The organism is Dysosmobacter sp. HCP28S3_G4 (assembly GCF_052065175.1).
Taxonomy (GTDB): domain Bacteria; phylum Bacillota; class Clostridia; order Oscillospirales; family Oscillospiraceae; genus Oscillibacter.
In genome coordinates, this window is the sequence record NZ_JBQHUP010000001.1 from 112673 (window position 1) to 133822 (window position 21150).

Sequence of the window (21150 nt, forward strand, 5' to 3'; positions counted from 1 at the left end):
AAGCATCTCCCCGCCCGTCCGCTTAAAAACTCAGCAGCACAGCGGCAGTACGCAGCACCATAGCGGCAGGCACATGCTGTTGGCGGCGCAGACCTCCGTGCCGAAGGGACTTCCGCTGGGCCGGTAGGCGCCGGAGGCGCCGCTCTCCATATAGTCCAGCGCCTGACGGTACTCGGCGTTGCCGGGCTCCATCTGGCAGGCGGTCTGATAGTACCGCTTCGCCTCGTCCATCCAGCCACGCCGGTAGCACACGGCCCCCCGCAGGAAATTCCACTCGGCGTTGTGGTCCGTGTAGTTGGCCAGCAGCGCCTCCGCCCTGCTCAGGTCTCCGGAGTTGATGGCCATCCGCACCTGCTGAAGGACCGAGGAGGACGAGGACCGTCCGTACCCCTGCTGATAGCCGCCGTAGCCCTGCCGGTAGGACGTCCCTCCCTGATAGGAGGAGCCGCCATATCCGTAGCCGTAGGCGGAGCCTCCGGCGCCGCCGGCACTTCCCCGGCCGCTCCGCCGCTTGTTGATCTCCTCGTAGGCGGCGTTGATCTCCTTCATCTTCTCCTGGGCCAGGTCCGCCAGCGGATTGTCGTGGTAGTTATCCGGATGGTACTTCCGCGCCAGATTCAGATATGCCTTTTTCACTTCTGCGTCTGTTGCCGTCTCGGGAACGCCCAAGACCTGATAGGGATCATTCATGTGGCATCCTCTACATTCTTGCGTTTCTTTCTATTGCGGACAGCCGTCTGAAATGTGCCGTCCAGCACCGCCCCGCCCACATAGAACAGGCCAGTATAAAACGTGCTCTCCAATATGGTGCGCCAGCACCCGAAATCCCACAGCTCGAAGGCCGTGGCCATCATGTGGATGGAGTGGTCCAGCGTCTGGGCGAAGTCGTGGCGGCTCTCCGGCGTCCAGGCCCCGTCCTTCAGGCCGTAGCGCAGGGCCACCGGATTGTAATTTCCGGATCTGGCGTCCTTTTTCAGATCGTCTGCTGCATCCACCAGATAGATCCACCGGCCCAGATGGTACAAAAGCTGCTCCAGCACCCTCTGTCGGACGGGGTCGTCCACCTCTTTGGCGGCGCCTGCCAGCAGGGCGGCAAAGGCGTCCGCCGCCCGGTCCATGGAGGCACAGTCCTCCGTCTCCAACTCCGACAGCTGCCGCAGCTGCCGGCGGGTGCTCTCGTCAAAGGCGGGACGGGCCGCCGCGGCCTTGCGGTAAGCGGGTTCCAGCACCTTGGACGCGCTCCGGTATTTCAGGCCATGGAGCCAGTCGTGATCCGCCACGCCGTCCCGCAGCTGCCAGTAGGCCAGGATGACGCTCTCGTCCGCCGCCAGCTCCATGGCGCCGTCCGGCGGGCAGCAGGCCCGCTTTTTCAGCGGATGGGCCGGACACCGGACGCACGGAGCCTCCCGCTCCTGCCCATCCGACAACAGAATGGCCAGAAAGGTGAAATCATAGTTGAGGATGAACCGGGCGGCCAGGCCGTACCGCTTTCCCAGGGTGCGGCACAGTCCGCAGTAGACGGCCCGGAACCGGGCCTGTTCCTCCTCCGGCAATTGCCCCAACGGGGGGCGCACATATCCGAACACGGCTCAGAACAGCCGCACAATGGTGAAGCGCAGGCCGCCTCTGTCCCGCAGCCGCCGGTCGTAGAGAATGGCGCATGCGATACCCAGGCAGAAGCCCGCGGCGGCCAGGCCGTACTGGACGGCGGTGGGCGCTCCCAGCAGGGCTGGGATCACGTATCCCACCAGAAACAGCACCACGGGGATCAGGTACACCAGAACCACAATGGCCATCATATTCTTGCTGTCGCTCTGCACCACGACCTTCTGCCCCGGCTCCGCGCCGATAGGGTTGGCAGCTCTGGCGTGAACGGCCGCGCCGGAGACGCCGCAGCCGGCGCACTCCTCGCAGTCATGCCCGCAGGCGGACTTCCGGGGGACCGAGATCTCCGCGTGGGTATCGTCCAAAATTCTCTCAACCGTTGCTATCTGTGTCATTTTCGTCTCCAATACCTGGTTCTTCGTCCTCGACGATATCGCTGATGGTGATCCGGATCTGATAGGTGCCTACCACGCCGACGTCGCCGTTGGTGTCCACCCGGACCTCCACCGGAACAGTGTAGCTGCCGCTGGCGGAGCTGACGTCCCGCAGGTCTGCCAGCAGGATCACGTCCTCCGGCGTCACGGCGTTCACATCAGCGGAGGTGCCCCGCAGCGTCACCGGCAGATCGGAGGTCAGTACCGTGACGGTCTTTCCCTCCGGCGCGTTCTCATACTCAATACGGCTGGTGGTCACCGTGGCGGTCACCAGGTCTTTATAGCGGATCTTCAGCGTGGCCCGGGTGACACCGCTGAGATTCTCGCAGCCGTCGGGCAGGGTGATCTGATAGTTGTACGTGGCCTCGCCGCTGAAGGACTCCAGGTCAAAGCTCTCCTCCAGCACAATGGAATCCACGTCCCGCAGGAGGGCGGCGTCGCCGGAGACCGTGACGGACAGGGGCTCGATGGTGTAATCCAGGTTCGCTACTCTGGAGCCGGGGGCCTCCACGAAGTTGATGACCAGCGGCAGCTCCTTGATGACGTTCACCGGCAGGACCACCTGGATCCGGTCCGTCACCGGGTGGACGTTGACGCTGTCCACCTCCCGGTCATTCTCGTCGTACAGCTTGTAGGTCAGGGTCTGGGTGGTGGTCTCCTTGATGTTGTCAATGGGGAGGACCACCTTGGCGTAGCTGATCTTCTCCACTTCCGCCTGCTGGCCACGCAGCTCCAGTACGTTGGGCTGGCACTGGACCTCGCCGGCGATATAGCCCTCCGCCACGGCACCCTGAATGTCGCAGCGGACGTCCACACTCTTGCGGTACAGCTCGCCCACATTGACGCTGACGGCGTAGGTGCTGGGCTTCTTGGGTTTATAGGACACATTGCTACTGTCGAAGCTGGTGGGGAAGATCACCCGCCAGCTGATGCTCTGGGTGCCGGTGGAGGTGATGTCCGACACGTCGGCCCGGACCCGGATGGCGGAGACATCCAGCTTCATCAGGGCCGTCTTGGAGCCGGAGACCTCCACGCTGACGGTGCTCTCCGTATCGTCCAGCAGCATGAGGCCCTTGTCCGCCAGATAGGTGTCCTCTCCGTAGAACTCCACGGGGATGTTCTCAACGGAGACCGTAGTCTCATAGGCGCTGCCGCCGTTGCCGGAGCTGTCCACATAGATCCAGATGGCAATGGCCACCAGGATGGAGATCAGGATATACAGCGCGTTGGCCTTATCGCCTTGATTATTTCTCATCGCCGTCCTCCTTTCTGGAACGGAGCCAGCCGGGGAGGCTGAACCGGCGCTTGTCCTGCTCCTGGGGCTCCTGGGGCAGCAGTTCGTTACGGAGCAGGTTTTCCAGGGTCTCCGGCATCAGGTGGCGCTTCAGCATACCGCCGATGGCCACGGAGATGGAACCGGTCTCCTCGGACACGATGACCACCACGGCGTCGGAGTTCTCGCTCATACCGATGCCGGCCCGGTGGCGCATGCCCAAGTCCCGGGAGAGATTCACATTTTTGCTGAGGGGCAGCATGCAGCCGGCACCCAGCAGCCGCCCATGGCGGATGATGACCGCGCCGTCATGCATGGGCGCCTTGACGAAAAAGATATTCTTCAGCAGCTCGCCGGACACCGCGGCGTCCAGCACCGTGCCGCTGCGGACCATGTCGTCCAGCAGGATCTCCCGCTCGAAGACGATGAGGGCGCCGGTACGGGACTTGGACATCTCCGTACAGGCCACCACCGTCTGTCCGATGGTGTGCTCCATGGTGGTCAGCGTCTCGCCCCGGGAGAACAGGCCCAGGAAGTTGAACTTCCGGCTGCCCAGCTCCTCCAGCATCCGCCGGAGTTCCGGCTGGAACAGGATGATGAGTGCCAGAACGCCCCAGTTCACCAGCAGTCCCATGATGGAGCTGATGGAGTGGAGTTCCAGCACCGTGGACAGCCACAGCGCGGCCAGGAAGAAAAACACGCCCTTCACCAGATTGGCGATGCGGGAGGATTTGACCAGCGTCAGCAGTTTGTAGATGACCGCCGCCAGGATCAGCATGTCCAGATAATCCGTGATCCGGATCATCCGCACGTATCGGAGCAGCCATGTAAGCCACGTAGAGACCATTTTCACATCATCTTCCCTTCCAGGCCATGAATATCCATATTATATTCAATGTACGGGGAAATTTCAAGGTGAACTCCACCAAAATTCACGGTATATTCAATATTTCATGCTGTGGGGTCCGGTGGGAAGGTTTCCCAGCCGGACCAAGGCACAGCACAGACGCCGGAAACAGGCGGCGACCCGCCTTCATTTTGGCTTCGTAATCGCCTTCACAGCATCCAGCAGGCGGAAGACCTCCTCCCGGGTGTTGAAGGCGGAAAAGCTGAGCCGCACCGTGCCGGTCTTCAATGTCCCGGCGCTCTCATGGGCCAGCGGTGCGCAGTGCAGCCCCGCCCGGACGGCGATGTCCCGCTCCGCCAGGGCGGAGCTCAGCGCCTCCGTATCCATCCGGCGGCTCCGGAAGGACAGCACGCCGGTCTGGGCGTACAGATCCGGCTCCGCGAAGACCTCCAGGTCCGGCAGACGCCGCAGCCCCTCCGCTGTCAGCGCGGCCAGACGCCGCTCCGCGGTGCAGATATTGGAAACGCCCCGTTTCCGGACGAACCGGACGCCCTCCAGCAGTCCGGCGATGCCGGGCATATTGTGTGTCCCCGCCTCCAGACGGTCCGGCAGAAAGTCCGGCATCTCCTGCTGCTGGGAGAGACTGCCGGTGCCGCCCTCCAGCAATGGATGGACGGGGACGTCCGTCCCGCAGATCAGAACGCCGGTGCCCTGGGGGCCGTACAGACCCTTATGGCCGGGCATCGCCAGAAAGGCCGCCCCTAAAGCCTGGAGATCCAGCGGCAGGATCCCCGCCGACTGGGACGCGTCCACGATCAGGGGGACGCCCTGCTCCTGGCAGATGGCGGCAATGCCCTCCAGAGGCTGGGCGAAGCCGAACACATTGGACACATGGGCGCAGACCACGGCGTCCGCCCCCGGCTTTACGGCCTTCTGAAAGGCCTCCAGCACCTCGTCGGGATGGAACAGGCTCCCCCGGGCCACGGTGACCTCCGCCCCCAGAGCCTTCAGGGGGCGTGTGACAGCGTTGTGCTCATATCCGGAGATCACCGCCCGGCCTCCCTGGGGCACCAGGCTCTTGATGGCGATATTCAGGGCGTGGGTGGCATTCAGCGTGAAGACCACCTGCTCCGGCTCCGGGACGTGAAACAGCTCCTGCAGTTCCGTCCGGCAGGACAGGGCCGTGTCCGCCGCCCGCATGGCCGCCTGATAGCCGCCCCGGCCGGGGGAGCTCAGCGCCCCCATGGCCCAGGTCATGGCCCGCCCCACCGAGGCGGGCTTCTGGAAGCTGGTGGCAGCGCTGTCCAGATAGATCACACCGCCACCTCCCGATATCCGTTGGGTCCCGCGTAAAATATCTGAACAGGGCGAACTCCCGCCCCGGAAAGCACATTGAGCCCGTCACGCAGGGCGGAGGGCTCCAGCTGTACCGCGTAGGTGCAGCCCTTCCCCTCCGACAGCTCCATCGGCGTACGGAGCACGCCCCCGCGGATACCGGCGCGGCTCAGCGTCCGCTCCATCCGCTGGGCCAGCGTCACCGACTGTGCGATCAGCAAATAATGTTCCACAGACACTCCTCCTCTCTGCCCATCTTATGCGGAGCGGAGGGAAAGGGACCGTAAGTGCGGCCCCTTAACGGGATATGAACGGGGCGTGCCGTAAAAAATCAGAACCACCGGTCCGGTGGTTCTGATCTTCACGCGTTTACTGCTCCGTCGGGGCGGACTGCTTCTCCTCCGGCAGCTCCCGGCGCACAAAGCTGCCCAGGATGCCGTTGATGAACTTCACCGTCTCCGGCGTCTCATACTTTTTGGCGATCTCCACGGCCTCGTTGATGGAGGCGCCGTTGGGGATGTCCGGCATATACAGGATCTCGAACATGGCCACCCGCATGATGGCGGAGGCCACCAGGGGGATGCGGGCAAAGCTCCATCCCTTGGCGTATTTGGCAATGTAGGTGTCCAGCTCCGCCGCATGCTCCGCCACGCCCTTCACCAGACGGCGAATATAGGCGTCCTGCTTGGCGTTGGGCGCCTCGGTGTACAGGGCGTCCTCCTCCGCCAGAGCGGCGAACTGCTCATTGGTCAGCCGCTGGTCCAGCAGCTGGTCGATGGGCTGGTCCGTGAAATTCATCTCATAAGACAGGTGCACGGCGATCTCCCGTGCGGTGTTTCGTGTCATCTTCTCTCGTTCCTCTCCGGCCCTCAGGCGATGGTGATGCCGCCCACATGGATGTTGACGGCGCCCACGATGCAGCCGGTCATGGCCTCCACGGCGCTCATGACGGCCTTCTGGGCGTTCTCCGCCACCTCGGGAATGGCGACGCCGTACTGCACCATCACATACAGGTCCAGAGATACCGTGTCGCCGGTCATGTCGATCCGTACGCCCCGGGTGCCCTTCTGGGCGCTCTTTTTGTTCACCAGATCGGTGACGCTGCTGCCCATGCCGGTCATCATGCCGGAGATGCCCTCCACTTCCCGGACGGCCCCCACGGCGATGGCGGCGATGACCTCCTCCGCGATATGGATGCTGCCGTTCTCCTCCGGTAGGGTCAGGTAATCCCTGTTCTCACTCATCACGCGATTCGCTCCTTATCCTTTGTACCGGAGCCGCCCGAAGGCGGCACCGTTCCATACTATAGCAAACTTAATATACCATGGACAGGATGAAATTACAACAGGAATTTCGTTGAATTTCCAGCGCCCTCAGTTGGCCGCCATGATCTTGATGCTGCCGGCAGGATAGCCGGTCTCGGATTTCGTGATGTCGGTGATCTTCGCCACGTCCTCTCCGGTGAGTTCTCCGCTGTCCGTGGCCACCACCACGCTGACGCTGTCGTCGTTCATGAAGGCCACGCAGTCCTTGTAACCCTTGGCGGTGACCAGATTCTCGATCTGGGCCTCCGTCAGGGTGTAGGACGCCAGCACCTGGATCCCCTGGGACGCCTCGTTGGCCACGGCCTTGTCGGCGCCCTCCTCCCCCGCCGCCTTCTCCAGCAGGTCGATGGCGTTGTCCCGGGCCTGCTGCCGGGTAAGCCGGGCGGAGGCGAAGTAATCGGAGCCGGTGTAGACGGCCTCACCGTCCCCGCCGTCCGCCGCCAGATCCCCGCCGCCGGAGCCGGCCGCGGCGTCCCCGGTGCCGGACACCAGAGTGGACTGGCCCAGGATCTTGGTCCCCGCCTCCTGGGCGGCGGCCTCCCCGGCCTCTCCGGTGTATTTCCAGTTCAGAAATACGGCGGCGCCCACCAGCACCAGCATGGCGGCCACCACGCCGTTCCGTCTCCAATTTCTCCGCATGGTACGCTTCCTCCTCCATATGACTATTGACATTTTACCACCGTGATCCGATCTGAACTCAGGCCCGTCAGGGCGGACACCGCCTGAGTCACCGCCAGTCTCACCTCCGCGCTGCCGCCGCCCTGACACACCACCAGCGCGCCCCGGTACGTGGGACAGATGTTCCGCGCCACCACCGGCGTATCCCCGCCGCTGCCGGACACCACCACCGTCTCCGACCGCCGGGAGTAGTCGTCCGGCGCGGCCGTCTGGCCGCTGTAGCGCAGCTCCGTGTCCACGGCGAACTCCTGCTGGCCCGTGCTCTCCACGGTCAGCATCAGCTCCAGCTCGCCCACTCCGTCGATCCTGGACAGAATGGCCTCCATCCGTTCCTCCATGTCGTCCGCGGTCTCCGTCCGCGCCGCGGCGGGAGCGGCGGACGCCTCCACCTTTTGGGCGATCCCGTTTCCGGCGGGCCACACCAGCAGCACCACGCCGATGAGCAGCACCAGCAGGACGAATTTGTACTTTCCCCAGAACGTCTGGAATTTCTCCGCTCGCTTATCCGTCTCCATGGAAAACCTGCCTTTCCTCCGGGATCCCCAGCTCCTCCGCGATATACGCCGACAGCGCCGCCGATTTCCCGCAGCTCAGTTCCACGCGGTCCGGGCGAGGCACGCCGTCCTCCCCCGCCGCCGTGGTGACCTCCGCCCGGCAGTTGATGCCCAGGGAGGCCGCTTTGTCCGATATATATGCGGCTGTCCGCTCCGCTATGAGTTCCGACAGCGCATTCTCGTTCTCCGCTTGAAGCTCCGCCTGGCGCTCCTGAACGGCCCGGCTGTAGTCCTCCATGTCCAGGGAAAAGCTATCGGGCCGTAGGCTGGTGATGGGCCGCACCAGCACCGTAAGCAGGAGCAGCCCGCCGGTCATGGAGGCGATCTTTCGCACGGAGCCCTCCGGGATCAGCTTCTCCGCCACCGACAGCAGCACCGCCGTGGCCAGGATGGCCGTCAGCCAGCTTCGCAGGGCCGCGATCATATCCCTTCCCCTCCTCTCACGGCACCACCGCCGCGATGGACGACAGGATGGATACCAACAGCAGCAGCGCGCAGGTGCCGGTCATGCCCAGGATCAGGCCGAAGGCCCCGGCCAGGCCGTCGATGAGTTTGCACAGTCCCGGCGGACCCATGGTCCCTGCCAGGAACGCCGCCAGCTTGTACAGCAGATACTGGATGCCCAACTGTAAAAACGGCAGGGCGCAGATGGCCAGCACCGCCAGCAGTCCGAAGACGCCGATGGTGTTTTTCAGCAGTCCCGCCCCCGCCAGCACGGTCTCCGCGGCGTCGGACAGGATGCCGCCCACCACCGGCACCGTGCCGGAGATGGCGGCCTTGGCCACCTTTACGGCGGCGCTGTCGGCGCTGCCGGAGATGACCCGGGCGATGGACAGATACACCGTGAAGACGATGAGGGACGCGCTCAGCGTCCAGGTGACGGCCTTTTTCAGCATCTCCGCCAGGCTGGACAGCCGTCCGTCGGACAGCATGGCCCCCGCCGTCAGCACGCCGATGTACAGATACGCCAGGGGCAGCAGCAGCCCGTGGATCAGCTGGAGCAGCAGGTCCACGAAGAACACCGTGGTCACCTGCTGGACCGTGGCAGTGCCCAGGGCGCCGGCGGAGGCGGTGGCCGCCGCCAGTGTGGGCAGCAGGACCTTGGAGAAGACGCTCATGGTGTCGATGGTCCCGGTGCCCAGGCCCATCAGGGAGTCCAGGCTCCCGGCGCTGGCCATGGTCACCGACAGCGCCCCCGCCAGGGGCATGAGATCCACTCCGGCGTCCCCGACGCCCTGACGGGCGCCGTCCACCACTCCGCAGAGCAGGACGATCAGCAGCACCATCGCCGCACCACGGACCCGCTCCCGCAGGATGTCCCCGATCTCGCCGGAGACCTTGTCCAGAATGGAGGTCACTCCGAACGAAAACCCCTGGCCGTCCTGAAGATCCGTATCCCGCAGCAGTTCCGACGCCTCACGGGGCAGGGCGTCCGTCAGCTCCTCCGGCACCTCCGCCGCCAGGGCGGGCGCCGTCAGGACCACCAGTGCCAGCAGCAGACACAGCAGCCATTTTTTCATCCGTTCATCAACTCCAGCAGTGTCCGCAATACGGTCCGGAACAGAGGCACCGCCACCAGCAGGGCGCAGACGGTCCCCGCCGTCTCGATGACTGAGGCCAGGGCGGACTCCCCCGCGTCCCGGCACAGGCTGCCGCCCATCTTCACCACCAGGGCGATGCCGATGGTCTTGTACAACGGTGCCAGCAGCTCCCCGTCCACGCCGGTGGCCGCCGACAGCTCCTCCAGGAAGTCCATCAGCTCCTCCAGCAGTCCCGTGAGGCATAGGAACGCCGCCGTCACCGCCGCCAGCGTCAGTAGCATGGCCAGTTCCGGGCTGCCCTTTTTCAGCAGCAGGCCCAGCAGGGCCGCCAGCACGGAGACCGCCGTGATCTGCAATGCCGTCTCCATGGTCAGAAATGGAACAGGGTCTTGACCAGCTCGAACAGGTTGCTGATCTCCTGCACCATCATCATCAGCACCACCACCAGCCCCGCCAGGGTGGTCATCAGCGCCTGCTCCTCCCGGCCGGAGCGGATCAGCAGCTGGTTCAGCACCGCCACCAGGATCCCGATGGCCGCGATCTTGAAAATCAGGTCTACATCCATATCGGCTATCCTCAAATCAGTAAGATGATCAGCAGCGCCGCGCCGGAGAACCACAGGGCCGCCCCCCGTTTCTCCCGCTCCGGCTGCTGCTTCCGCAGATTTTCCAGAGAGGCCGTCAGCGTCCGGCTGACGAGCTGGATCCCCTGACAGGCTCTGGTCTCGTCACCCGTCAGCTTTTCCCCCAGCTCCGCCAGAGCACTCCGGTCCCGCTCCGACAGGGACAGCTCGCCCACGGCCTGCCGCCAGGCAGGCACCAGATCCTCACCCCGCCGCAGCGTCTGGACCACGGTCTGGAAAAACATCCCCACCGGCCCGTCCCGGCGGAGCGCCGCCCGGCTCAGCAGCCGGGGCATGGGCAGACGTTCCAGCCGGATGGCGCCCTCCATCTCCTCCAGGGCGGCCAGCAGCTCCGTCAGCGTCTCCAACGTCTGCCGGAAGGTCCGGCGTCGGTCCATCCACGCCATTCCCCCGGCGGCGAGGATACACAGGCTTCCCAGCAATTTCAGCATGGCAGTTCCTCCACCTGATAGCGCCGCGCCCCGCCGTCCTCCCGGCGGATGACCACAGCCAGGGAGAAGACGCCCGCCGCCAGCAGCTCCGTGTACAGGGGCTTCCGGGTCAGCTCCTCCACCGACGCGGCGTGGATGGTTGCCAGCAGCCCCACGCCGCAGTTGGCGGCCATGGTCATGGCCCGGATGTCCTCCCGGACGGTGATCTCATCCACGGCGATGACCTGGGGATTCATAGCCCGCAGCAGCATGGGGATGGCCGCCGCCTTGGGACAGCCGTCCAGCACGTCCGTTCGGGGACCCACATCCATCTGGGGTTCCCCCTGCCACAGCACCGCCACCTCCCCCCGCTCGTCCGCCAGGGATATCCGCAGACCGGGGCGCTCTCCGCCCCCTTCGGACAGGCATCGGATCAGGTCTCGGAGCAGGGTGGTCTTGCCGCCGCCCGGCGGAGACAGGATCAGCGTGCTTCGGAACTGTCCTTCCCGGAACAGCTGCGGGACCACGTCCTCCCCGACGCCCCGCTTCTCCCGGGCAATGCGGATGGAGGCGGAGGAGAAGTCCCGGATGTTGGCGCACTCCCCCTCCTTCATGACGGCGGAGCCGCACAGGCCCACCCGTCCGCCGCCCCGGATGGAGAGATAGCCCCGCCGCAGCGTCTCCATGGCGGCGTAGCGGGAAAACTCCGTGGCCTGATTGCACAGGGCCTCCAGATCTCCCGGCTCCACGGAGACGCCGGTTGCGTACTCTCCCTCCGGCAGCAGCAGCGTCATGGAATAGCCTGTCCGCAGACGGAATTCCTCCGCCATGGCCCGGTGCTCCCGGGACTCCGCCAGCGCCGCCCGTCGCAGCCGGGAGGGCAGCACCGCCGCAGCCTGTTCATAGCATTCGATGGCTTTGTTTGGTTCCATAGTCTCGTCCCCCTTTGTACATGTTCCACTGTATGAGGGACTTGTCCGGGATATGACAGTGAAAATGCCGCGGGGGATCCCCGCGGCATTCCGGCTCACTGGCAGCAGCAGTAAAAGTTCTTGGTGTCCTCGTAGGTCTCCGGACGGCGGATGGTGTTGGGCGGGAAGAACTCATTGGTGGGGAACTGGATGTTCCGGAACAGGCCGCAGGGGTCCTCCTTGTCGCCGCCGCTGCACTCCTTCTCCGGCATGCAGTAGTCGTACACGGGGATCAGCAGCTGGGAATCCCGCTCCAGCCGGACGATGGAGAACTGTCCCAGGGTCACGTAGATGCGGCGCATATCGCCGCCGGTGGAGAGATCGCCGTCGAAGCAGCTGCTGATGAGGGGCGGGATCTCCGCCAGATCGCAGTCGCAGCGCTGCTCGCAGACGTCGGCGATGTGGGCATCCAGGACGATGGGGTCCACCGCTTCCACCACGGCGATGGGCAGGTTGCTCTTGCGGATCATCTGGGGATCGGGGCCGCCCTCCCGAAGCTCGGAGGAGAAGATCTTTGCGTTCCCCTCACTGCCGAACAGGATGACCCGCTTGTCAAAGACACACAGGCCCTCCACGGGCACAGGGATGGGGCTGGACAGGTAGGCCTGGAGGGTCACGCAGTAAAAGAACCGAAGGTCCACGGTGTAGAAGCCCCGGTTGAAGGTCACCGGCTCCACGTCCACATAGACGTGCAGCAGCCGGGCAGAGCCGCCCTTGACGGACAGGGCGCGGTTGACGATGTCGGCACACTGGAGTTTGGGATAGAAGCGCAGGTCCTCGATGCAGTCTTTGTCACGGCAGGAATCATAGATTTTCTTCGTGTGAATGCAAACTGCCTCACGGATGCCTTCGGGCCCCTCCACAGGGCCGGGCACTACTCTCTCGGGCATTGCAATACCTCCTATTAAGTACTGGAAGAAGATCCCGCTGCCGATGGGCAGCATTCCTCTTTCAGTCCAGTGTATGCCGGGACTGGAAAAGGGTGCGGGCCGGACGAAGAAACCCTCCGCCCGGCCCGGGAATCCATGTATGATCAGGCATCTCAGCTGAAGCTGACAACGCCGCTCCCGCTGTTGATGATGCACACGTAGCTGGTGCCACAGCCCAGGATCAGGGGCTCGCCGCTCTCCGCGGTATAGACAAACGGCTCGTTCCGGGACGCCTTGCTCCACCGGATGGGGATGGCCTTCCCACCGCAGAAATACGTGCCCTCACCGGAGCCTGTGAGCTTCACGGAGAGCCGTCCCTCGCTGTCCAGGACCTGCATGGAGGTCTTCAGCACCAGCACGTTGACGGCGCTCACCTGATCGCCGGTATCGCCGTCCACATACGCCGCGCCGTACTGGCTGATCCGGTAGACGCCGGCGGCGGCATCGTAGTCAAAGAGACCCGTCTTGTAGTTGGAGAATTTCACGGACACATGCTCCGCCGTCTCTCCAGCGGCAGGCGTGCCGTCCTCCGCGAAGTTCTGGGGATAGGCGTACCCGTCCTTCAGCGTCCGCCGGATGCGGCTTCCGTCCAGATATCCGGTGATGTTCTCACCGGAGGTCAGCAGGCTGTGTTCATAGCCCTTGGTCTTCCGGCGCTCCGGGTCCCGCCAGAAGATCCTGGCGTCGCTGCCCCCGTTGACGCCGTCCAGATTGTCCACGTCCCAGGCGGAGATATCCTTGTAGGCGTCGACGCTGCCGCCGGCGTGGACCAGAACGGCGTCATGTCCCAGGGCCAGTTCCAGATAATAGGGCCGGGTGGAGCGGATGCTCCCCAGATCGCCCACGTCATCCAGCGACTGATACACCGCCAGCATTCGGGTGATGCCGCCCTCGGCGGGGACCTCGTAGATGATATCCGCCTTGCTGACGCCGATCTGGGGCTGCGCCTTTTTCAGGTTGTTCAGCATCACCGCCACTGGCCGGACGCCCTCCAAGTCGGGGTCCATGGGCAGACCCGTCAGGGGGTTCTCCACCGTGGGCTCCGGTTCCGGCTCCGGCTCAGGCTCCGGCTCGGGTTCCGGTTCAGGCTCCGGAACGGGCGCGGACAGAGACGACGCCGCCTCCATGGCCGTCAGGGAAGCCGCGGGCGTCTCCTCTTTCCCGCAGGCAGACAGGGACAGCAGCAGAAGACCAGACAGCAGCACACACCAGAAACGCTTTACCACAGGACATTCCCTCTTTCCGTCGAATAGGGTCGAGTGCTGCTCCCATCATATCAAGTTCGGCCCCCCTCCGTCAAGGCGGCCGTGAAAATTCCGTCGTTTCCTCTGTACAAGTGTCGAAAAAGCGGCTATAATGTCTCATTGTCTGAAAGAATTTTTACGATCCGGGAGGGGACGACATGGCAGGCCACGGCTTTATCCATGACAAGCTGGAGATCAAATTTCTGATCCTGTACATCGCGGCGCGGGTGGTGGAGCCTGTGCCCTTCGATACCATGCTGGATCTGACACTGTGCGACGACGCCATCGACTACTTCGACTTCTCCGACTGTCTGGCAGATCTGGTGCGGACGGAGCATCTGACCCTGTCCCAGGACGGGCTTTACGCCATCACGGAGAAGGGTCTGAAAAACAGCCAGATCTGCGAGACCAGTCTCCCCTACTCCGTCCGCCTGCGGTGCGACAAAAATCTGGCGGACTGCAACCGGAAGCTCCGCCGGAAGAGCCAGGTCCGAGCTTCCACCGTCCGGCGGGAGAATGGTACCTTCACCGTGACGCTCTCCCTGTCCGACGATATGGGCAGCGTCATGGACCTGGATCTCATGGTGATCCGGGAGGACATGGCCCGCCAGCTGGAGAAGCGGTTCCTGGACGCCCCGGAGCGGATGTACAGCGAGATCATGCGGGTGCTGCTGTCTTCTGACGGGCAGGACGGAAAAAAATAATTCTGCAATCAAGGCAAATAGCAGCCGCGCCGGGAACATTCCCGGCGCGGCTGTTTCGCTATTTGATGACCACGTTTTCCGGCCCGATGGTCTCCTTCAGCTCCTGGATCAGGGCCTTGTGGAGCAGGACTTCCGTGCCATAGACCTTCCGGGTATCCGCCATGACCATTTTCACCGGCGTGGTGCCGGGGAACATCTGGAACACCAGCTTCATGTGCGCCAGCTCCGGACTGTTTTTCCCGGGAAATTTCAGATACAGCACCTTGCCCGGCAGAATCTTTCCGCCGTACTCGTCCTTGGGCTGCTGCCGTACCGGTGGCTCCTCCGGGAGTGCGGCCTCCCCCAGGGGATAGGCGCTGTCGCAGAGAATCTGGGGCGCCTTCTCGTCCCGGACGGACAGCCTGCCCTTTACTACCACCGCCTGGTTCTCCCGCAGATAGGCGCCGCAGCTGTCCAGCGTCCGGGAGAAGCACAGCAGCTCCATGGAGCCTGTGTCGTCCTCCACCGTCACGTAGGCCATCAGACTGTTGTTCTTGGTGGTCTTGGTCTTGCTGGAGGTGACCACGCCGGCGATGGTGACCCGCTGCTCGTCGGCGAATTTTCTGGGGCCGCCCTCCTGGGTGAAATCCTCCAGAATGGTGCCGATGGCGGGTGCCCTCAGCCGCTTCACCTGCTCCCGGTAGGCGTCCATAGGGTGTCCGGAGAGATAGAGGCCGGTGGTCTCCTTCTCCATGTTCATCAGCTCCATGGGGGAATACTCCTGGATATCCGGCAGGCGTATCTCCTTTACAGTGCTTTTTTCACTGCTGTCTCCGGCAGTCATGGAGAAGAAGTCCAGCTGGCCCTCCACATTCTGGCGGCGGGAGCTGGCAATGGAGTCCATCACCTTCTCATAGACCTGGATCAGCTGGGACCGCTTGGCCCCCAGAGAGTCAAAGGCGCCGGAGCGGATCAGGTTCTCCACCGCCCGCTTGTTCATGTCGGTGCCGGTCATCCGGTCGCAGAAGTCACTGAGAGAGGTGAAGGGGCCGCTCTCCCGCTCCCGTACCACCGCCTGGATGAAGCCCCGGCCGATGTTCTTCACCGCCGCCAGGCCGAAACGGATGCCGCCGTCCTCCACGGTGAAGGTGTCGTAAGAGCGGTTGATATCCGGCGGCAGCAGCCGGATGCCGCAGTCCCGGCACTCGTTGATATAACCGGCGATCTTGTCGGAGTTGTCCAGCACGCTGGTCAGCAGCGCCGCCATGTACTCCTTCGTAAAATGGCACTTGAAATACGCCGTCTGATAGGCTACCACCGCATAGGAGACCGCGTGGGCCTTGTTGAAGGCGTAGTTGGCGAAATCATAGATCTCATTGTAGATCGCCTGTCCCACCGCCTCCGGGACGCCTCGTTTGATGCAGCCGTCGATGCCCCGGGCGGGATCGCCGTGGAGAAAGGTCTCCCGCTCCCGTTCCACATCCTTGGCCTTTTTCTTGCTCATGGCCCGCCGGATCATGTCCGCTTGGCCCAGGGAATAGCCCGCCAGGCTCTGGAAAATCCGGATGACCTGCTCCTGATAGACGATGCAGCCATAGGTGTTGGACAGGATCGGCTCCAGCAGCGGATGCTTGTAAGTCACCAGCGCCGGGTCCTTGGAACAGGCGATGAACCGGGGAATGGAGTCCATGGGGCCGGGCCGGTAGAGGGCGATCACGGCGGTGATGTCCTCGATGCTCTTGGGCTTGAGTCCCACGCACACGCCGGTCATGCCGGTGGATTCGATCTGGAACACGCCGGAGGTCTTGCCCGCGGAGATCATGTCAAACGTCTCCCGGTCGTTTTCCGGGATGTCCTCCAGCCGGAAGCCCGGATGCTCCGCCTGGACCATCTTCACCGCGTCGTCCAGCACCGTCAGGTTCCGGAGGCCCAGGAAGTCCATTTTCAGCAGGCCCAGTTCCTCCAGGGTGGTCATGATATACTGGCAGACCACGGCATCGTCGTTCCTGGCCAGGGGCACGTACTCGTACACCGGCTTCTTGGTGATGACCACGCCGGCGGCGTGGGTGGAGGCGTTCCGGGGCATGCCCTCCAGCTTCCGGGCGGTGTCGATGAGCTTTTTCACCCGCTCGTCCGCCTCGTACAGGTCGCTGAGGGGCTTGCTGAGCCGCAGGGCATCGTTGAGGGTGATGTGCAGGGTGTTGGGCACCTGCTTGGCGATGGCGTCCACGTCGGCGTAGGGCATTCCCATCACCCGGCCCACGTCCCGGATGACGCCCCGGGCCGCCATGGTGCCGAAGGTGACGATCTGGGCCACATGGTCGTCTCCGTACTTCCGGCGGACGTAGTCCACCACCTCGCCCCGGCGGGTATCGCCGAAGTCCATGTCGATATCCGGCATGCTCACCCGCTCCGGGTTCAGGAACCGCTCGAAGTACAGACTGTACTTCATGGGATCGATGTCCGTGATCCGCAGGCAGTAGGAAACCATGCTGCCGGCCGCGCTGCCGCGGCCGGGGCCCACGGGGATCTGCCGGCTCTTGGCGTAGCGGACGAAATCGGAGACGATGAGGAAGTAGTCGGTGAAGCCCATCTTCTCGATCATGTCCAGCTCGTATTCCAGCTGCCTGCGGTACTCCGGATTCCCGTCGCCGTACCGCTCCCGATAGCCCTGATCGCACAGCTCCTTCAGATAGGTGCAGGAGTCATAGCCCGGCGGCAGCTGGAATTCCGGCAGATGGTACTTGCCGAAGGTGAACTCCACATTGCACCGCTCCGCGATGCGGGCGGTGTTCTCCAGCGCGTCCTCATAGCCGCCGAACAGGGCCGCCATCTCCTCCTCCGACCGGAGATAGAAGTTCTGGGGCTCGTAGCGCATCCGGTTCTCGTCATCCACGGTCTTGCCGGTCTGGATGCACAGCAGGATGTCGTGGGCCTCGGCGTCCTCCTGCCGGAGATAGTGGGCGTCGTTGGTGCACACCAGAGGGATACCCGTCTCCTGATGGATGCGGAGCAGCGCCTGGTTGACCACCGCCTGGTCCCGGATGCCGTGGTCCTGCAGCTCCAGATAGAACCGGTCCGGACCGAAGACGTCCCGCATCTGGAGAGCGTAGGCTTTGGCGTTCTCGTACTCGCCGTTCCGCACCATCCGGGGGATCTCACCCGCCAGACAGGCGGACAGGGCGATGAGGCCGCCGCTGTGCTCCTTCAGAAGGGCCATGTCGATGCGGGGCTTGATGTAGAAGCCCTCCGTCCAGGCCATGGAGACCATATAGCTCAGGTTGCGGTAGCCCTCCTCGTTCTCGCACAGCAGCACCAGATGGCGGCTCTCTGCGTCAAACTCATGGACCTTGTCGAACCGGGAGCGACCCTTGGGTGTCATGTACACCTCGCAGCCGATGATGGGCTTGACGCCCTCGGCCTTGCAGGCCCGGTAGAAGTCGATGACGCCGTACATGACACCGTGGTCCGTGATGGCGCAGGCGGTCTGGCCCATGGACTTCACCACTTTGGGCAGGTCCCGGATGCGGCAGGCGCCGTCCAGCAGACTGTACTCCGTATGAACGTGTAAATGGACGAAGGACATGGGAACGCTCCTATTCTCTCATTCTCTCAAAAGATTCTCCCGGATAAAGGCCAGAGTTTCCTCCCGGGACCGGCATCCAAACAGCGGGGTGAGCTTCGTCAACACCAGCCAGCCCAGTCCGCCCCACAGGAGGACGCAGACCGTCAGGACCGTTACAGCGTACACACTGACGCCGGTAAAAGACAGTCCCAGCAGAAATGCCGCCGCCATGGCGCCCAGCACCGTGTTCCGCATGGCTGCGGTGGGACCGAAGCCGCCAGAGAGACGGCACCCCGTCTCCGACGCCGTCAGCTCTCCCGCAAAGGGCAACTGGGGCTTCATCTGCCAGGCTCCGCCGGTCTTCAGCAGACAGAACCGTCCATCCGGCAGCAGTTTGCAGAAGACCTGATGCTCCTCCCAGGCCCAGCCGAATTTCATAGGCCGGGCCAGGACCCGCAGACGGGCACGCACCCGTTCCGGAGAGAGCTGGCTGGAAAACTCGTATCGCTTCATCGCCGGCTCTCCTCTCCTGTGACGGAAAATCGCGGCGTTTTCAGCCCCGCTCCGCCAGCATCTCTTCCACGATCTCCACGGCAGTGACGACCATGATGCTGCAGTGGCCGGTCAGGCCCATAGCCTTGGCGGCAGGGGTGGTGTCATCGGGGGTAAACTTGCTTTTCAACAAATCCCGGCACCGCAGGGCACCGAACTTCTCAAAAAACCGCTTCTGCAGTTCCTTGCTGAGGACCACCGTCCGCTTTTTGCTGCCCATGGGATCAGCGGCGTCCACCGGGGTCAGCATCCCCAGGACCATGACGGCGCCCGTGATGGCGCCGCACAGCTCTCCCGTGCCCGCGCCGCCGCCGAAGCCTCCGCCGATATCGAAGCTGGCCTGTTCGCTCAGACCCGTCAGATCCGAAAAAGCCGCCAGCACGCTCTGACAGCAGTTGAATCCCCGCTTGTGATAGCTGTCGGCAAGTTCAAAGCGTTTCACGCTCATGGTTATCTTTCTCCTTTTATCAATACAGCGTCAATTCTCTGTACTGCAATCTCTATCCGGTATTTTTCCTTTACAGCTCTTCCGCCAGGTCCATCAGCTTCCGGAGACGGTGGTTCAGGCAGGATTTCGTCACCGGCGGGTCGAACTCCTCCGCCAGCTCGCTGAGGGTCAGCTCCGGATTCTTCTCCCGGAGGGACGCCGTCTGCTGGAGCCTGTCCGGCAGGCGCTCCAGCCTTCCGGCGGTGCGGAGCTTCCGGATGGCCTCCAGCTGCTCCTGGGAGGCCGCCACCGCCTTGTCCACATTGGCGCTGTCGCAGTTCAGACGGCGGTTGACGCTGTTCCGCAGGTCTTTCTCCAGCTTGGCGGACATGACGTTCATGGCCGCCACCGGTGCGCCGATGAGGGTCAGAAAGTCCTCGATGTGCTCGCTCTGCTTGAAATAGGTCACGTAGCCGCCGTTCCGGCTCACCGCCTTGGGGGTGAAGCCGGTCTCCCGCAGCAGCACCTCCAGCTCCCGGCTCACCTGCATATGGGAGGTGGCCAGCTCCAGATGATACCGCTTCAGCGGGTCCGTGATGCTCCCTCCGGCGAAGAACACGCCCCGGAGGAAGGACGCCCGGCAACAGGGCTCCTCCAGCAGGCCGAAGTTGATGTGGAGCACCAGATTCTGCTGGGGATCGTAGCCCAGCAGGTTGATGATCTTATCCAGCTTCTCCCGCTCCGTGATCTGGAAGACCAGCTTGCCCGTCTGTCCGGCGCCGCTGCCGTCCTCCCCGCCGGCGCTGCCGGACCGGAGCTGCTCCGGCTCCGGACGGCGGTCGAACTTCAGTCCAAAGGCCCGCTGAAACAGCTTGGGGAGCCGGCCCGCGAACTGGGGATTCTCCGTGATGATGCGGACCTCGGCGGAGTTGAAGGTGTTGCAGTACAGCAATATCCCGTAGGCCTCCGCCCGGGCGCAGCAGGTTTTCTGAACGGAGAGCCTGCACAATTCGTTCTTGGTATCGTAGGAAAAGGACATCCCGCCCTCCTTTCACATGGCCGCGTGTTACTGTTTCTCCTCCGCCTGGTAGTTGTCGGACCGGCTGTACCGCGTGCCGGCGATGCGGATGCCTCTGGCGGCGTGGAGCAGGATCAGCTCCCGGGCCAGATGGCCGGGGTCGTGGCGGACAAAGCCGTCCCGCACGGTGGCGATGGGCCGGAGGATCACCTCCACCCCCAGCTTTCCGCACTCCTCCAGATCGCACCGGATGGGCTCCGCGCCCTCCTGGGCGTACCGCTCCGCCACGCCCTTGGGGATGGGGGAGGAGTTGGTCAGGCAGATGTCAAAGAGCCCGGGAGCTCCGTGCTGGAACAGGGCCCGGATGTGGTCGGAGACGGTGTAGCCCTCCGTCTCCCCCTCCTGGGTCATGACGTTGCAGACATAGACCTTCATGGCGTCGGCCGCCTGAATAGCCTCCACGATGCCGCTGACCAGCAGATTGGGGATGATGCTTGTGTACAGGCTGCCGGGCCCCAGGACGATCATGTCCGCGTCATGGATGGCCTGGACGGCCTCCGGCAGCGCCTGGGGACGCTCCGGCAGCAGGCGCACCCGGCGGATGCGGCAGTCCTGCTCCTTCTTGCAGTAGAAGATCTTGGACTCCCCCACCACCGTGGCGCCGTTCTCAAACTCCGCCTCCAGCTGGACATCGGCGGTAGTCACCGGCAGCACCCGGCCCGTGATGGCCAGGACCTCGCTCATGCGGCTCACCGCCACGTCGAAGGAGGGCGAGATGCCGTTCAGCGCCGCCAGAAACAGGTTGCCGAAGCTCTGGCCCGCCAGGGAGCCGTCGGAGAAGCGGTAGTGCATCAGTTCGCTCATCAGCGGCTCCGTGTTGGCCAGGGCCTCCATGCAGTTGCGGATGTCCCCCGGCGGGGGCATCCCCAGGTCCTGGCGCAGCATTCCGGAGCCGCCGCCGTCGTCCGCCACCGTGACGATGGCGGTGATGTTCTCCGTGTAGTTTTTCAGACCCCGCAGCATGGTGGACAGGCCGTTGCCGCCGCCGATGACGGCGATGCGGGGGCCGTGTACCCGGGGGACCCGGTAGGAAAATCGTTCATCCGGCATAGCGTT

General features: G+C 63.9%; 25 protein-coding genes. 1 reads left to right on the forward strand and 24 read right to left on the reverse strand.

Features of this window, described 5'->3' with window-relative positions; genetic code table 11:
- Positions 1-30: 30 nt before the first annotated feature.
- From ACTNBU_RS00570 to ACTNBU_RS00660, 19 genes are all read right to left on the reverse strand, one after another.
- Positions 31-690 (reverse strand): J domain-containing protein, encoded by a 660-nt coding sequence (locus ACTNBU_RS00570; protein ID WP_441029659.1) that lies wholly within the window; start codon positions 688-690, stop codon positions 31-33.
- Complete coding sequence (locus ACTNBU_RS00575) at positions 687-1553, reverse strand: DUF5685 family protein (RefSeq protein WP_441029662.1); 867 nt, start codon at positions 1551-1553, stop codon at positions 687-689. The genes ACTNBU_RS00570 and ACTNBU_RS00575 overlap by 4 nt, the downstream gene beginning before the upstream one ends.
- A 36-nt stretch (positions 1554-1589) precedes the next feature.
- Positions 1590-1970, reverse strand: a complete 381-nt coding sequence (locus ACTNBU_RS00580) for a SoxR reducing system RseC family protein (protein WP_441029665.1) — start codon at positions 1968-1970, stop codon at positions 1590-1592.
- A gap of 7 nt (positions 1971-1977) precedes the next feature.
- The gene (locus ACTNBU_RS00585; protein ID WP_441029668.1) at positions 1978-3294 is read right to left on the reverse strand and encodes a CdaR family protein; all 1317 of its coding nucleotides are present in this window, start codon (positions 3292-3294) and stop codon (positions 1978-1980) included.
- Positions 3284-4159 (reverse strand): diadenylate cyclase CdaA, encoded by an 876-nt coding sequence (gene cdaA, locus ACTNBU_RS00590; protein WP_441029787.1) that lies wholly within the window; start codon positions 4157-4159, stop codon positions 3284-3286. Before cdaA ends, ACTNBU_RS00585 begins: the two co-directional genes overlap by 11 nt.
- A gap of 186 nt (positions 4160-4345) precedes the next feature.
- A complete protein-coding gene (locus ACTNBU_RS00595; protein WP_441029671.1) occupies positions 4346-5476 on the reverse strand; it encodes an aminotransferase class V-fold PLP-dependent enzyme in 1131 nt (376 codons plus the stop codon).
- Positions 5473-5727, reverse strand: coding sequence for a DUF3343 domain-containing protein (locus ACTNBU_RS00600; RefSeq protein WP_441029674.1), 255 nt, complete (start codon positions 5725-5727; stop codon positions 5473-5475). Before ACTNBU_RS00600 ends, ACTNBU_RS00595 begins: the two co-directional genes overlap by 4 nt.
- A 136-nt stretch (positions 5728-5863) precedes the next feature.
- Positions 5864-6340, reverse strand: a complete 477-nt coding sequence (gene nusB, locus ACTNBU_RS00605; RefSeq protein WP_441029677.1) for a transcription antitermination factor NusB — start codon at positions 6338-6340, stop codon at positions 5864-5866.
- Between the two features lie 23 nt (positions 6341-6363).
- Positions 6364-6738 carry an Asp23/Gls24 family envelope stress response protein gene (locus tag ACTNBU_RS00610; RefSeq protein WP_441029680.1) on the reverse strand — a complete coding sequence of 125 codons (375 nt, stop codon included), beginning with the start codon at positions 6736-6738 and terminating at the stop codon, positions 6364-6366.
- 129 nt (positions 6739-6867) lie between these two features.
- Positions 6868-7458, reverse strand: coding sequence for a SpoIIIAH-like family protein (locus tag ACTNBU_RS00615; protein WP_441029683.1), 591 nt, complete (start codon positions 7456-7458; stop codon positions 6868-6870).
- Between the two features lie 23 nt (positions 7459-7481).
- Positions 7482-8012: a stage III sporulation protein AG gene (locus ACTNBU_RS00620; protein WP_441029686.1), complete on the reverse strand. Its 531-nt coding sequence runs from the start codon at positions 8010-8012 to the stop codon at positions 7482-7484.
- On the reverse strand, positions 7999-8475 hold the full coding sequence (locus ACTNBU_RS00625) for a stage III sporulation protein AF (protein ID WP_441029689.1): 477 nt from the start codon (positions 8473-8475) through the stop codon (positions 7999-8001). The genes ACTNBU_RS00620 and ACTNBU_RS00625 overlap by 14 nt, the downstream gene beginning before the upstream one ends.
- 16 nt (positions 8476-8491) lie before the next feature.
- A complete protein-coding gene (locus ACTNBU_RS00630) occupies positions 8492-9571 on the reverse strand; it encodes a stage III sporulation protein AE (RefSeq protein ID WP_441029692.1) in 1080 nt (359 codons plus the stop codon).
- Entirely contained in the window at positions 9568-9960 is a 393-nt protein-coding gene (locus ACTNBU_RS00635; protein WP_441029695.1) for a SpoIIIAC/SpoIIIAD family protein, read from the reverse strand. The genes ACTNBU_RS00630 and ACTNBU_RS00635 overlap by 4 nt, the downstream gene beginning before the upstream one ends.
- Before the next feature lie 2 nt (positions 9961-9962).
- Entirely contained in the window at positions 9963-10157 is a 195-nt protein-coding gene (gene spoIIIAC / locus ACTNBU_RS00640) for a stage III sporulation protein AC (protein WP_441029698.1), read from the reverse strand.
- A gap of 11 nt (positions 10158-10168) precedes the next feature.
- Positions 10169-10666: a stage III sporulation protein AB gene (locus ACTNBU_RS00645; RefSeq protein WP_441029701.1), complete on the reverse strand. Its 498-nt coding sequence runs from the start codon at positions 10664-10666 to the stop codon at positions 10169-10171.
- Positions 10660-11577, reverse strand: coding sequence for an ATPase, T2SS/T4P/T4SS family (locus tag ACTNBU_RS00650; RefSeq protein WP_441029704.1), 918 nt, complete (start codon positions 11575-11577; stop codon positions 10660-10662). Before ACTNBU_RS00650 ends, ACTNBU_RS00645 begins: the two co-directional genes overlap by 7 nt.
- A 95-nt stretch (positions 11578-11672) precedes the next feature.
- Positions 11673-12506: a hypothetical protein gene (locus ACTNBU_RS00655; protein WP_441029707.1), complete on the reverse strand. Its 834-nt coding sequence runs from the start codon at positions 12504-12506 to the stop codon at positions 11673-11675.
- Positions 12507-12658: 152 nt separating this feature from the next.
- Complete coding sequence (locus tag ACTNBU_RS00660) at positions 12659-13771, reverse strand: DUF3048 domain-containing protein (RefSeq protein WP_441029710.1); 1113 nt, start codon at positions 13769-13771, stop codon at positions 12659-12661.
- Between the two features lie 176 nt (positions 13772-13947).
- Here ACTNBU_RS00660 and ACTNBU_RS00665 point away from each other — a divergent pair, with 176 nt between their 5' ends.
- A complete protein-coding gene (locus ACTNBU_RS00665; RefSeq protein WP_441029713.1) occupies positions 13948-14493 on the forward strand; it encodes a DUF4364 family protein in 546 nt (181 codons plus the stop codon).
- 58 nt (positions 14494-14551) lie between these two features.
- Here ACTNBU_RS00665 and ACTNBU_RS00670 read toward each other — a convergent pair whose 3' ends face one another.
- The 5 genes from ACTNBU_RS00670 to ACTNBU_RS00690 all read right to left on the reverse strand — a co-directional run bounded on the left by ACTNBU_RS00670 (position 14552) and on the right by ACTNBU_RS00690 (position 21144).
- Positions 14552-18058 (reverse strand): DNA polymerase III subunit alpha, encoded by a 3507-nt coding sequence (locus tag ACTNBU_RS00670; RefSeq protein WP_441029716.1) that lies wholly within the window; start codon positions 18056-18058, stop codon positions 14552-14554.
- An 18-nt stretch (positions 18059-18076) separates the two neighbouring features.
- Entirely contained in the window at positions 18077-18550 is a 474-nt protein-coding gene (locus ACTNBU_RS00675) for a hypothetical protein (protein WP_441029718.1), read from the reverse strand.
- 40 nt (positions 18551-18590) lie between these two features.
- Entirely contained in the window at positions 18591-19037 is a 447-nt protein-coding gene (locus tag ACTNBU_RS00680) for a C-GCAxxG-C-C family protein (protein WP_441029720.1), read from the reverse strand.
- Positions 19038-19107: 70 nt separating this feature from the next.
- Positions 19108-20055 (reverse strand): DNA-binding protein WhiA, encoded by a 948-nt coding sequence (whiA, locus tag ACTNBU_RS00685; protein ID WP_441029722.1) that lies wholly within the window; start codon positions 20053-20055, stop codon positions 19108-19110.
- A gap of 27 nt (positions 20056-20082) precedes the next feature.
- Entirely contained in the window at positions 20083-21144 is a 1062-nt protein-coding gene (locus tag ACTNBU_RS00690) for a gluconeogenesis factor YvcK family protein (RefSeq protein WP_441029724.1), read from the reverse strand.
- Positions 21145-21150: the final 6 nt, after the last annotated feature.